Genomic DNA, 14,258 nt, shown 5'->3' on the forward strand with positions numbered 1-14,258 from the left:
ACAAATCGAATATGAAAAACATAGTCGGATTTATTATTGCTGGGGTACTGGGCGGAATTATTGTTCTAGCGGGCAACCAGTGGTTGGCAAAACCCGTGCCGACAAAAACAGAATATATTTCACCCATCAAAACGGTTCCGGCTTCATCCAGAGAAATATTACCCAGTCAGGACCTGACGATTGCAGCAGAAAAAGCGATGCCTTCGGTGGTACACATCAAGGCAGCGGAGAGTGAACGCAAAGCCAAAGAACGATACATTGAGCGACGGCAGAACCGATACAATGATCCCTTCCGATTTTTCTTTTCCGAACCCTATCGCGGTCCGAAAGTTGGATTTGGTTCAGGCGTAATCATATCTGAAGACGGATATGTAGTCACCAATGACCACGTCATCGAATTTGCAGACAAATTTGAAATCACACTCAACAACAACCAAACTTTTGAAGCAAATGTCGTGGGTCGGGATCCGGACGTAGACCTTGCAGTGCTAAAAATTGATTCAGACGACACCTTTGAACCCATCGAATTTGGAAATTCAGATCATGTCCGTATTGGTGAATGGGTGCTGGCCGTCGGAAATCCATTTGACCTGGCTTCCACCGTGACAGCAGGTATCATCAGTGCCAAAGGACGAGGGAACATCATTAATCGTGAAAATGCTATCGAAGATTTTATCCAGACCGATGCGGTGGTCAATAAAGGAAATTCCGGAGGGGCATTGGTCAATACCGAAGGGGATCTGATCGGCATCAACAGCGCCATCGCCTCCCCCGATGGGATCTATGCCGGGTATGCCTTTGCGATCCCGTCTAACATCACCCGTCAGGTGGTCGACGACATCATTCAGGGGAAAGCTCCTAAAGTCTCTACACGGGATATGTCAACCCGCCCATACATCGGGTTTGAACTCGAAGAACTTACCCAGGAGGTTATTCGTTATTACAATTTACCGGTAAAGCACGGATTGATTATTTCACAACTTGATGAGGGCAGTCCCGCTGCGAAAGCAGGTTTGCAAAAGGGAGATATAATTATTGCCGTAAATTCACGGGAAATGGCTCGAATGAATGATTTTTTACGTGAACTGGACAACACACAGGATGCGACCCTGGACTTTATAGTCAACAGGAAAGGGAAAATTTTAAAATGTGAAATAGCAGTATGACCCATGGATTGGTCTGTCACAAAAGCCCATACAGAATGGTTCTGGGATATCTTTTTCCCAACGCATTGCCTGGGCTGCAGAGAGACGTTGCAATATTCAAAACGTGAAGTTTTCTGCCCGGTTTGTCACCTACAGGTTTTTATCAGCGACACGCATTTGGTCGACAATCATCCATTGAAAAATCGACTGTGCGTCGGTTTCCCATTCAAACTAGTCCTGGGCAAATACCGGTATCCCAACCAAAGCACGGTCATCTCCAACATGATCCATGGACTAAAATATCAAAATCTCCGCTACATTGGTCACCTGGAAGGAGCTCACTACGGCCAGATAATCAGCCCTCTGCTCCAAAAACATGAAGTATCGGCCCTGATCCCCGTGCCCCTGCATTGGCGTAAGAAACTCAAAAGAGGTTATAATCAAAGCTATGAATATGCTGTAGGTCTTTCACAAACCACAGGACTCCCGATAAACACTAATATAATCCGACGTGTTAAATTCACGAAGTCACAGACTCAACTCAATAAATCCGAAAGAGTCAAGAATATGAAAAACGCGTTCCGTGCAACGAGAACCCCAAACGCCTATCAGGCAACGAATCAGCCTCATTTCCTCCTCGTCGATGATGTGTCGACCAGTGGAATAACTCTTGTGGAGATGGCTCATACACTTCGAAGAGCCTATCCAGACGCTGACATCAGCGTATGTACATTAGCTTATAAAGACTATTGATTGGACGGTAGACAGACCACAGGCGGTGGAATTACACCCTTGATGAGAAGAGAACCAAACCACAAACCGTACCCGTGTAGAACAGCAAAATGCTGGTAAAGCTGAGCTACTTTCTAAACCTAAACAAGCATTCCAACAATCAGAAACCAAACTACAAACTACACTACCACCGAATAAATAAGGTCGCCCTTACCAGGCTTTCTTTCAAACCTCAGAATAATCTCCAGGCCAAAGGGCCAAAAGATACCCGAACATGGGCACATTCCACAGATCCCAGATATTAAAATTGACCAAAGAACTCCAACTATACCTCATTAACCATTAACAATTAAGCTTAACTCATCTTATCAAAGATCTCATTGATCGATTCGGCCAGCTTCCGGTCTTTTTCGGTCACTACATCCCCCGCATCGTGGGTGGACAGCTCAAACTCCACTTTATTATAGGTATTGGTCCAGGTGGGATGATGGTTCTGGCTTTGTGCGGTAATGGCTACCTGAGTCATAAACCCAAACGCCTGGACAAAGTCATCAAATTCAAAAGTCGCTTTAAGGGTGTCATTGGATTCTTTCCAATTTTTCATGGTAAGTTGTTTTTTTGATTAATGAATACGATTCTATCGCCCTCCTACATATAGTACAAAAAACCGCTGTGGAATGTTTTACCCCGGTTTATTCATAAAATTAAATTTATGCAGACCCAAGGCATGGCTGAATGGAGCCAGAGCGCATATATACGTGAGCTCGATGCTTGGGGTGGGCGGCTATGGAAAAATGTGTGGGTGACTGAGTTCAGTTTCGGTTAAACAGGCACATGTCCACTGGACGTGTACCTGTTTAGCATCCATTACAAAATCCCAGAGGGATAAAAGATCATAGCCAGGGGTGTCAGACCCTGGAATTAGATGTTCTATTGAAATGAGTCCCTTGGGGACAACAGTTATATCGTCCCCAAGGGACTCAATGTTATAACATTTTCAAGCATATTAAGCAGTGTAGGAAATATTGGATGTCATAATAAATCATACATTTTTAGAGGAGATGAGTTTTTCTCATCTCATCTCGAGCGACTAAAGTCAGCTTGCCCCTATGGAATTTGGGACCGACACATGGGTTGTAGTGGTAGTTTTCAATCTGAAGGGTTCCTTGTGTTTGCAAGAAGGAGAACGCTTTATCGGATAAACAACAGCAGACGCAACGCATCAATTCGCAAATACAGAACATTCTTGACGGATTGCTTTTACGCAGCTCTTCATCATCAAAAGCCCTATTTAGCTATGGCTATACTCCCACCCAACTACAGAAGGGATTTTGCGGTTCCTTCGTCAAAGATCCCTAGAATCTTTGGTTCCACTACCTTGAGACTCTTCCCGGAGTTGCCCATCCTACAAGCCTAGTCCTTCCTAAAATCCTAGTCCATCCTACAATCCTAGTCCATCCTACAATCCTAGTCCATCCCATAATCCTAGTCCATCCTAGTTAAACGCCCAATCGTAATCTCCCAATCCTTGCAAAGACACTACGAGTAAATCAATGGTAGCCTGGACATCGCTTTCATGTACGGTTTCGATGACTTGATGCATATTTCGAAGTGGTATAGACAGTGCGCCGGCTATGGAACCCTGCTGTCCATATTTTTGAATTCCAGCAGTATCCGTTCCACCGGCGGGTAATATTTCATGCTGCCAGGGTATGTTGTGTTCTGCGGCCAAACCTTGCATATAACGAACCATGCGATAATCGGATATCGCACTGCCATCCATGATCTTGATTGCCGTACCATGTCCCAGCTGGGTCACCATTTCATGAGGCTGCGCACCGGGGACGTCATAAGCAATAGTTACATCCAGGTTAATTCCAAAACGAGGATTCACATGCCCGGCGGCATTAATCGCTCCACGTAATCCCACCTCCTCCTGGACGGTAAACACGGCGTCAATTGGATAATCAAGTTCCGAGCCTGCCAGTTGTTCCAGTGCCTTTAAAAGTATAAAAACTGAAATCCTATTATCCAGGGACTTTCCATTGTAGCAATTCCCCATCTTGATCAACGCACGCTCCCGGGTAATGGGATTACCCACCGAGATTAACTCTTTGACCTTTGCAACCGGATGACCGGTATCAATAAAATAATCCTCTATTTTAGGTGCTTTCTTCCGATCTTCCGGATTCATAATATGGATGGGTTTCGTTCCCATAATGCCGATGACATCTTCCTTCCCGTGAACTATCACCCGCTGTGAAGTCAATGTCTTCGGATCAAAGCCACCCAGGGTATGAAACCGAATAAAGCCCTGGTCATCAATATGAGTGACAATAAAACCAATCTCATCCATGTGGGCCGTCACCATGACAGGGTCTTCCGATTTTCCGTGAATCCGTGCGATGATGCTTCCCATGGAATCCATGCGCACCTCATCAACGATGCCATCCAGGTGTTCAAGAATCAACGAACGAATCGGTTGCTCAAACCCCGGTGCACCGGGACATTCCGATATTTTCTTCAATAATTCGAAGTCTGTCATAGTACTCAGATTAAATTTTAGTCGCAAAAATACACTTTTATTAATCATTTCATACTTCATGCTTAGCGGCTTTATGTTTAATCCGTGAAACAAATATCACTTTTAAAAATTTGATGCGATATGATAAATAGACTTGCTCAATTCCTCAATAGTTATGGACTCCGGTTGTTCCAGTATGTATGGTTTTATTTTTTCCATTAACTTTGATATCATCGATAAACTCTTTATTGGGGTCATCTTCTTAAAATATATCCGGTAAAAAAATCATACCCATGAAAATCTTTTCAAAAGTATTCACAGTCATCATCGCTTTATCATTTCTCAGCTGCAACAAGTTGAAGTACTCCAATCTGAAATCGATCGATATTTATGATTATCAATTGGAAGTACCGGCGCAGTTCGAACTAATCGAGGAGCAAGGGATAGATTCTTATGTTGGTAAATTATCCGGCGAAGGAATTGACATACCCTTTGATTTTGGGGTTTACACCAGCCCGGACAAAGATTTGGATCAGGAAAAGTATGATATTTATTTCGAAACTTTTGGCACCGTGGAAAGACAAATCGTAGTCCCCAAGGATTCCCAGGCGGATTTCACGACCCTGCACATCAGAGATTTGGAAAACTATTCAGAATTAGGGGGCTATGTATCCTTAAAAATGTACACCAATAACATCACACGAAAAGAGCAAAAATTGGTCGTCAAAATATTTGAATCGGCGAAACTAAAATAAAGAAATCGGAATCATTGTTGAGTTGTTGAGGCGTTGAGGCGTTTAGAGGTCCGGCCATTGATTCCAACATTCAACGTCGAACGCACTACTGGCAACTCATAACTATATCTTATATTCGCCCATGGAAATGAAACCGACACCATGGCGACAATAAGACGACTGGCCAGTGATACGATTTGGTATGGATTGAGCAGTATCGTGGGGCGTGTGATCAACATCCTGCTGATCCCTGTCATCACCGCTGTACTTTCTACTGCCGTATTTGGAAACTATTCCACGCTTTATTCCCTGGTTGGCGTCATTCTGGTATTTTATACGCTTCGGCTCGAGACCGCTTACTTTCGTTTTGGGAGTGAAGAGGGGAATGAAAACACTGTTTACAGCAGTGCACTGACGATGATATATGGCTCTGCCGTCATCCTAAGCGTACTCCTTTTTGCGTTTTCAGACCAGGTTGTTGCCCTGCTCAACCTGACGTCCGACTACAGTATTTACATCCCGATGCTGGCCATCATATTGTTTTTCGACGCGATTAATGAAATCCCATTCTGCCGGCTTCGATTGTCCAATCGTCCCCGTCGCTTTGCCTTCATAAAGCTGGCCATGATCCTGACCAATGTCGCGATCGTCTGCTTTTTCTTCCTGCTCTGCCCTTGGTTATTGCGTCAAGGTATGGACTGGATTCACGCCATCTATTTCCCGGAGTACCATCTTTCCTATCTGATCGGTGCCAATGTGATCTCAAGTGGAGTGGCCTTTGTCCTCTTGCTTCCGGAATGGACTGCTTTTTGGAAGTATTTTGACGCAACGACCATGCGTAAAATGGTGATCTATTCACTGCCCTTGCTGATCGTAGGATTGGCGGGTATCGTCAATGAGGTCATGGATCGTATTTTTTTGCAGAATTTTCTGCCGTATGATAAGAATACCACGTCCCAAATGGTGGGCATCTATTCCGGAAATTATAAAATCGCCATGTTTATTGCCCTGTTCACGCAAGCTTTCCGCTATGCAGCAGAACCGTTTTTCTTCCAGGAATACAAACGCAAAGATTCCAATGTACTGTATGGAAAAGTAGCCACCTACTATACCATTGTATCTGCGTTCGGATTTCTGGCTGTGACGTTGGCACTTCCCTGGTTGCAGGATTTTTTCCTAAGAAAACCCTCGTATGCAGAAGGGTACAATGTCACCGTGGTTATTCTTCTGGCCAATATTTTGCTCGGTCTGTATTACAACATAAGTATCTGGTACAAGCTCCAGGACAAGACCCGGTATGGCATGTACATTTCTCTGGTCGGTGTGGTCGTGACTGTTCTGGGGAACATCCTTTTTATCCGTGGATATGGGTACATGGCCTCCGCCTGGACCACTTTTGCTTGTTATCTGGTGATGACGATTCTGTGTTTTGTGATCGGATCCCGGTTTTACGAATTTCGACTGGAATGGGGAAAGATTGGATACATCTTACTCCTGACCCTCGGGAGCTATTTGCTCTACGAACTAACCTGGCACGGACAATCCTGGGATGGGGTGATCGGACAGTGGATGCGAGTGGTGTTTTTTGCCGTTCCCCTGATTTTGTATTTCCTTTACGACCGCAAAGAGCTCCACAGAGTATTCCGGGGGGAAATTTGAAGTAATTATGAATGGCGAATGATAAATTACGATTTTTACCCCGGCAACTGTATTTCACCCCTACCCGCTTGGTAACGACCTCGCCCGATTTATTCACCACGTCAATCTATTATGAAACATAATATGCAGTGCATCAACTACTTAAATTCCAAAATTGGGCATATTACATCGCCCAATTTTGGGTGACGTTTGACTTTTTTGGGCTGTGTTCTTTCTACAGACGTCGACGTTTAGATCGCCTGGAAAATATCCTTCCCAATAATGGGCTACACCACTGGGTATTGCCCCGCTCCCGTGGCACGTATCAATAAAGCAAATTTGATAAACCGCGTCACATTTCATCTTCTTGGTGACAATCCCCGGGTTCGTTCACGCGAATTTCAATAATCAATCACGAATTGCAAATTATTCCCACTTTTCATTATATTTATCGTGCTTTTACTAAGTAATTACCATTAGGTGATGTAAATTTATATAACCAAGAAATCAAATTGTGAAGCCCACTAATATTAAAGATCCCGAATACTTCCATAAAGTGGTGGACTGTCAATACGCCTGTCCGGCCCACACCCCGGTTCCGGAATACATCCGACTCATTGCCAACAAGAAATACACCGAAGCCTATATGGTCAATTGGGAGTCCAATGTGTTTCCTGGCATTCTTGGTCGCACGTGTGATCGACCCTGTGAACCGGCATGCCGACGTGGTCGGTTGGAAGGGGAAGAAGGACCAGAAGAACCGGTTGCCATCTGCCGACTCAAACGCGTTGCTGCCGATAACAGAGGCGAAGTGAAACACCTCATGCCCACCATCCCGGAAGAAAAAAATGGCAAAAAAATAGCTTTGATTGGAGGCGGTCCGGCTTCGTTGACAGTGGCTCGTGATCTGGCACCTCTGGGCTATGAACTTCATTTGTACGACGAATGGCACAAGGGGGGTGGCATGATGCGGACCCAAATCCCTTCTTTTCGTCTTCCGGAAAAGGTGTTGGATGAGGAAGTGAATTACATCACAGATATGGGCGTCCATACGCATTACAACCACTACGTGGAGAGCATGCGAGAAATCCTGGAAGCGGATTATGATGCCGTTTTTGTAGGCACCGGCGCGCCGAACGGACGGGATCTGAAATTGCCCGGACGAGAGGAAGCAGACAAAAATGTCCATATCGGCATTAACTTTCTGGCCAGCGTCGCTTTCGAACACAAAGATAAAATAGGTAAAAAAGTAATTATCCTGGGAGGTGGGAATACCGCCATGGACTGCTGCCGAACTTCACGAAGATTGGGGGGAGAAGAGGTGACTGTTGTTGTCAGGAGCCCATTCAAAGATATGAAAGCGTCGCCCTGGGAGATCGAGGACGCTCAGCGGGAAGACATCCCTATTCTCAATAATATGCCACCGAAGTCTTTTGTCGTAGAGGATGGACAATTAAAAGGAATGTGGTTCGGTCATGTTCGCGCAGAATACGACGAAAATGGAAAACGAAAACTGATTCCGACGGGTGAGGAAGACACCTTTATCGAAGCCGATGATGTCATCATAGCGATTGGACAGGACAATGCCTTCCCGTGGATCGAACGGGATCTGGGCATCGAATTTGGCAAATGGGATGTTCCGGTGATCGATGATGTCACTTTCCAGTCCACCTTGCCCAAGGTGTTTTTTGGAGGGGACGCTGCTTTTGGGCCGGAAAACATCATTACCGCTGCGGCGCACGGTCACCAGGCAGCCATTTCCATCGACCACTATTGCCAGGGAATTGATGTCAATGCCCGGCTGGCACCGACGACTAACTTGGTCAAGCAAAAAATGGGCATCCATGAATGGATGTACGACAGCCCCGTGGTGGATGATGAGCGTTTTGTGGTACCCCACGAAGATCAAGCGATCTCGCTGAAAGACCGGAAAATCGAAGTAGAGTTGGGTTTTGATCTTCCGACGGGATTCAAAGAGGCTCAGCGTTGTCTGAACTGTGATATACAAACCGTATTCTCCTATGATCAGTGCATCGAATGCGATGCCTGTGTGGATGTATGTCCCACATCGTGCATAACCTTCACGACCAATGGCGACGAGGAAGATTTGCGAGGACGGTTATCAGCACCTGCGAACAATCTGGATCAACCTCTTTATGTATCCGAAGAACTACCTACCAAACGCGTTATGATAAAAGATGAAGATGTGTGCCTTCACTGTGGTCTGTGTGCCGAACGGTGCCCGACTGCAGCATGGGATATGCAAAAATATCTTTATGGAGTCACCAAAGCAACTAAAATATTATAGGAAAAGATATGAGTGAAAAGATTCGAATCAATGACATGGTCGTCCGGTTTGCCAATGTCAACGGCACCGGTTCATCAAGTTCCAATGAGATATTCTCAAAAGCCGTATTCCGGATGGGCATCCCGGTTTCACCGAAAAATATTTTCCCCTCGAACATTCAGGGTTTGCCAACCTGGTACGAGGTCAGGATTAGCGGAAAAGGGTACCTGGGGCGACGGGATGATATCGACATTTTGGTCGGTATCAATCCACAGAGTATGGAAAAAGACATCGCATCTGTACGAAGCAACGGATATTTTATATACGACAATACACGGCAACTGCACGATGATATGATCCGGGAGGACATCCATATGATCGGGATCCCAATGATGCAGCTCAGTATCGACCACTACGAGGTGCCCCGGTTGCAGCAACTCTTTAAAAATATCATTTATATCGGCGCCCTGGCTACCTTGATTAATCTGGACCTTGATGTGGTGAAGGCCATCATCAGTGAACAGTTTGAGAAAAAACCAAAACTCATCCCGCCAAACCACAAAGCCCTGGATCTTGGAGCGAACTGGGTCAAAGAAAACCTGAATTATCCCCTCGATGTCCGGTTGGAACACAGCAATGCTACCGGAGACAAGATCATGATGGATGGCAATGCCGCCACGGGGTTGGGTGCCGTCTACGCCGGTGCCACAGTGCTCTCCTGGTACCCCATCACTCCATCAACTTCTGTGGCCAAAAACTTTGAAACCTTTGCCAAAAAATACCGCGTAGATCCCGAAACAGGTCAAAACAATTTTGCGATAATCCAGGCGGAGGACGAACTGGCCGCGTTTGGCATGGCCATGGGTGCGAATTGGAATGGGGCCCGGGCTTTCACCGCCACCAGTGGTGCCGGAATATCCCTTATGAATGAATTTATCGGCCTGGCCTATTTTGCTGAAGTCCCTATGGTCCTCGTCAATGTACAGCGCGGTGGACCTTCCACCGGAATGCCGACACGGACTCAACAATCGGATTTATTACCGTGCGCCTATGCTTCGCATGGTGATACCAAACATGTATTATTGCTACCCGCTACACCGACAGAGTGTTTTGATTTTATGGCCGACGCATTCGATCTGGCGGACCAGTTGCAAACTGTGGTTTTCTTGTTGTCCGATCTCGATCTCGGCATGAATATCCATATGACGGAACCGTTGAGCTGGGATGATGCTCGCAAATTCAACAAGGGGAAGGTACTCAACAAAGAGGAACTCGATGCCGTAGAAGATTACGGCCGATTCAAGGACGTCGACGGGGATGGAATAGGTTACCGGGTCATCCCCGGAACACACCCATCCAAGGGAGCCTTCTTGTCCCGTGGGACTTCGCACGACCCCTATGGGGTCTACACCGAAGATGGCGTGGTTCATGCCGGAGAAATCGACCGATTGATACGAAAATTTAATACGGCGAAAGAACTGGTCCCCCAACCCGAATTTTATCAAAAGGAAAATCAAGGGAAGCACGCTATTGTATTTTTTGGAACGACAACTTATGCGGCTCTGGAAGCCATGGATATTTTGGAACAAAATGGAGAACCCATCGATGCGATGCGGTTGCGGGCATTCCCGTTTTCGAATATAGTAAAAGATTTTATAGACGCCCACGATACCATATATGTCATCGAGCAGAACCGGGATGCACAATGCCGCTCCCTGCTGATGATCGAACTGGGGATTGATCCCACGAAGTTAAAGTCGATTCTCAATTATGACGGCATGCCCATTACGGCCGATGCCATTCTCAAGCAACTGCAACAACACCTGCACGATTACGACGGGCTGCAGCCCCCTGACCACAGGCAAAACGGTTCTTCTCACTCTTTAAAAACGACCCTGTTATGAGCTATATCAAACCTACTTTTCGTCACCCTTCCAGCACCAAAAACGAGGCCGGATTCTACAGAGCAGATTATGAGGGCAAGATCTCTACATTGTGTGCCGGCTGCGGTCACGACAGCATCAATGCTTCCATCGTGGCGGCGTGCTATGAGATGAATATCGAACCCCATAAGGTCGTCAAATTGTCCGGAATCGGTTGTTCGTCCAAAGCACCCGCTTACTATCTGGACAATTCCCACGGTTTCAACACGGTCCACGGCCGAATGCCTTCTGTGGCTACCGGCGCTAATATGGCCAATAAAGATTTGACCTATCTCGGCGTGTCCGGCGACGGTGACTCGGCATCCATTGGTATCGGCCAGTTTGTGCATGTCAGTCGACGAAACCTGAATATGGTTTACATTATGATGAACAATGGCTGTTATGGACTCACGAAAGGTCAGGATTCAGCAACCGCTGATGTGGGCTCGTTGAGCAAGTCTGGTTCCACCAACCAGTTTTCACCGATCGACATGGTCGGATTAGCACTGGAATTGGGTGCCACCTTTGTGGCCCGGAGCTTTTCCGGAGACAAAACCCAGCTGGTTCCCCTGATCAAAGCAGCGATGTCCCATCCGGGCTTTGCCTTTATCGATGTCATATCCCCGTGTGTCACCTTCAATAATAACAAAGGGTCCACCAAATCATATGATTTCGTTCGGGACCACATCGAGGCCACTTCAGAATTTGATTTTGTGCCGGTGAAAGAAGAAATCGCGGTCGAATATGCGGCAGGCAGCCAGAAAACGGTGACCCTCCACGATGGGTCACACATCCAGCTCAGCAAACTCAATCCCGATTGGGATCCGACGGACCGGTCATCTGCACTGGACAAATTGCAAAAAGCTAAAACAGCCGGAGAAATCCTGACGGGGTTACTCTATATTGACCCGGAAAGTGACGACCTGCACTCCATGCTCCGTACCACCGACACCCCTTTGAATGAACTGAGCCAGGACGTACTATGTCCGGGGTCAAAGATTTTGGAGGAGGTGAATGCCGGGTTGCGGTAAACCTCGATGGAAGAAACCTCTAAGGTGCCTTTCATCTGAGTTGACTCCAGTGTCTTGAAGGGTACACTGCAACCTTGCTTGGATTTACGGAACGTCATGAAACGCGTACCGGGTTTACAAGTCTTGATTACTTTGAATGCACACACTGATAATAGCGCACCTCCAGCTTGCTTCCAAGAACCTTATCCCATAAGAATGAAGAGATGCACCGAAGCTGTGGCAACTCAGATTCTACATGACGTCCGGCATTCGCAATCCAGGTGTGGTGTGCTCTAATAGCGATCCACACCAGTCCCATCCATGGTGTGTGACACGTGCCGCTGAGAATGTGAGGTGGGGTGTCCCACACCTTATTCCACCGCATCATTCAGGCATGGGTCGCAATCAAAGAACCTTATCCCATAAGAATGAAGAGATACACCGAAGCTGTGGCAACTCAGATTCTACATGACGTCCGGTATTCGCAATCCAGGTGTGGTGTGCTCTGAAAGCGATCCACACCAGTCCCATCATCCATGGTGTGTGACACGTGCCGCTGAGAATGTGAGGAGGGGTGTCCCACACCTTATTCCACCGCATCATTCAGGCATGGGTCGCAATCAAAGAACCTTAACTCGTAAGAATGATGAGACACCAATACGCTCATTGGTGCATAATAATTGCCTCTTAGACGTAGAATCTACACCCAAATCACATTCTCACATACCGGTTTTGAATACTTGTCTGAAAAAACATGCACACCCCTAACGACTGCAGGTTAGAGTAACAGACTTTGAATTTACATAAACTTCATCAACCCAAATATATCTCTCCATTGACTAATATTCAGCAATCCGTAATTACCATTTAGGGCAAAGTATTCTTAGCAAATGTATCCTCAAGGATCGATTCTAAATATATCAATCTTTCTCCTTCTCGATTGGACGATGCAACCCGTTCAAAATGGGTCTTATTCTGTTCACTCACTAATAGTGCGTTAAAGCAGATTAATTCCCTTTAAAGCTAATATTGATTTGCGTTTGAGGGAGTTGTCCGAACTTAATTTGAGCAATCATGAGAAATGATGAGCGAAAATAATTAAAGAATAATCCTCAAATTTACGGTGTCACTTTTGTAAATGGTAAGTAAAGTATCCATCATGAATACTGTTACATTAACTTATAGACAGGAATCAACTTGGGTTCGATCGTTCTTCGATCTCAATTCAGTAAAGACGCATATTGACCGACATTCATACCCATCCCAGTTGTCGGAAAATAAAAGGGATGGATTTTTATTAAAGAATTAAAATTTTGAACTATGAAGACTTTAGCCTCCTATCTATTTATTGTATTCATAACTACATCCTTCTTTATAAGTTTGGCTCCTGAAATGAATTTTCATTACGATCAAATAGGAATCGAGCATAACAAAGGATTGGATTTTGTATTAGCTTATTTAAAATCAAATGAGCAAAAATTTATGAGTAAAAGCTATTTCAAACAAGCAAAAAGATATCCTAATGAAGATTGAATTAATAATGGATGATAAAAACCTAGATTTAAATGAATCAATTAAAAGACTCCATCAAATTGAATCAGAAGTCAAAAATTCTTGTTCTTTAGAAGAACAAAATTTAATATTAATTACAACCTCAATTGGTAAAAATTATTTAAGGTATTGGCATGATAATTTAAATGAATGGACATCAACCCTGGAAGATATCTATGATTTACCTACTCGGATTTTGAGACGTTGGTTTAGTTGGAAAGCGGTGGCTAAAAATGATGTGGCATATGGTGCTGGTGGTGCAGTTGCTGGGGCTATCGTTGGTGGCTCTGTTACTATGGGAGCAGCTACCATACCAGGATATGTAGCTGGAGGTATTGGAGGTGCAGTAGGAGGGGCCGTAGGAAACGCAGCTCTTCAGGTTTTAGATCGTATTTGGCGATGAAAACTGCAAAAAAATTATATCTACTTGCGTTTCTTGGCTGCTGGACAGTAAGTTCATTGGTCATGATATTGCTCAACAGTATCATAGAAACTCCTGGACAACAAGGATTTCTATATGTAATCAGTGTGTCATTTGGCATGTCAGTTTTAATTACTGTTATATTATTTATAAGCAAAAATCGATAAATATCTTTGGATGTACAATGGATTACAGGAGGTTCTATATGGAGTGATTATTGTACAGGGTTTACAATGGGAGTATCAGTATTAACATTATTGGTCATACCTCTTTCTTCAGCAGCTGTAACATCTG

The 14,258-nt window shown here is 45.2% G+C and carries 11 protein-coding genes; 9 read left to right on the forward strand and 2 right to left on the reverse strand.

All coding sequences use genetic code 11. From position 1 onward, the window contains the following. Positions 1-11 precede the first annotated feature (11 nt). Positions 12-1,166, forward strand: coding sequence for a S1C family serine protease (locus KUV50_RS06520; protein ID WP_222579296.1), 1,155 nt, complete (start codon positions 12-14; stop codon positions 1,164-1,166). Positions 1,167-1,169: 3 nt separating this feature from the next. Next, positions 1,170-1,898 carry a ComF family protein gene (locus KUV50_RS06525; protein WP_222579297.1) on the forward strand — a complete coding sequence of 243 codons (729 nt, stop codon included), beginning with the start codon at positions 1,170-1,172 and terminating at the stop codon, positions 1,896-1,898. Positions 1,899-2,232: 334 nt separating this feature from the next. On the opposite strand, the gene KUV50_RS06530 is transcribed toward KUV50_RS06525, so the two are convergent. Beyond that, on the reverse strand, positions 2,233-2,481 hold the full coding sequence (locus KUV50_RS06530) for a 4a-hydroxytetrahydrobiopterin dehydratase (RefSeq protein WP_222579298.1): 249 nt from the start codon (positions 2,479-2,481) through the stop codon (positions 2,233-2,235). Between the two features lie 891 nt (positions 2,482-3,372). Next, positions 3,373-4,422: a M42 family metallopeptidase gene (locus KUV50_RS06535; protein ID WP_222579299.1), complete on the reverse strand. Its 1,050-nt coding sequence runs from the start codon at positions 4,420-4,422 to the stop codon at positions 3,373-3,375. A 272-nt stretch (positions 4,423-4,694) separates the two neighbouring features. Between KUV50_RS06535 and KUV50_RS06540 the strand changes: the two genes are divergently transcribed. The 7 genes from KUV50_RS06540 (at position 4,695) to KUV50_RS06570 (ending at position 13,946) form a co-directional block, all read left to right on the forward strand. After that, positions 4,695-5,156, forward strand: a complete 462-nt coding sequence (locus KUV50_RS06540; protein WP_222579300.1) for a hypothetical protein — start codon at positions 4,695-4,697, stop codon at positions 5,154-5,156. Between the two features lie 141 nt (positions 5,157-5,297). Further along, the gene (locus tag KUV50_RS06545) at positions 5,298-6,794 is read left to right on the forward strand and encodes a lipopolysaccharide biosynthesis protein (RefSeq protein WP_222579301.1); all 1,497 of its coding nucleotides are present in this window, start codon (positions 5,298-5,300) and stop codon (positions 6,792-6,794) included. A gap of 493 nt (positions 6,795-7,287) precedes the next feature. Further along, on the forward strand, positions 7,288-9,081 hold the full coding sequence (locus KUV50_RS19580; protein ID WP_222579302.1) for an FAD-dependent oxidoreductase: 1,794 nt from the start codon (positions 7,288-7,290) through the stop codon (positions 9,079-9,081). Positions 9,082-9,089: 8 nt separating this feature from the next. Beyond that, on the forward strand, positions 9,090-10,964 hold the full coding sequence (locus KUV50_RS06555) for a 2-oxoacid:acceptor oxidoreductase subunit alpha (RefSeq protein WP_222579303.1): 1,875 nt from the start codon (positions 9,090-9,092) through the stop codon (positions 10,962-10,964). Next, complete coding sequence (locus KUV50_RS06560) at positions 10,961-12,013, forward strand: 2-oxoacid:ferredoxin oxidoreductase subunit beta (protein WP_222579304.1); 1,053 nt, start codon at positions 10,961-10,963, stop codon at positions 12,011-12,013. Before KUV50_RS06555 ends, KUV50_RS06560 begins: the two co-directional genes overlap by 4 nt. A gap of 1,299 nt (positions 12,014-13,312) precedes the next feature. Continuing rightward, positions 13,313-13,525, forward strand: coding sequence for a hypothetical protein (locus tag KUV50_RS06565; protein WP_222579305.1), 213 nt, complete (start codon positions 13,313-13,315; stop codon positions 13,523-13,525). After that, the gene (locus tag KUV50_RS06570; RefSeq protein WP_222579306.1) at positions 13,515-13,946 is read left to right on the forward strand and encodes a hypothetical protein; all 432 of its coding nucleotides are present in this window, start codon (positions 13,515-13,517) and stop codon (positions 13,944-13,946) included. Before KUV50_RS06565 ends, KUV50_RS06570 begins: the two co-directional genes overlap by 11 nt. Positions 13,947-14,258: the final 312 nt, after the last annotated feature.

Source organism: Membranihabitans marinus, from assembly GCF_019802045.1.
GTDB lineage: Bacteria > Bacteroidota > Bacteroidia > Chitinophagales > Saprospiraceae > Membranihabitans > Membranihabitans marinus_A.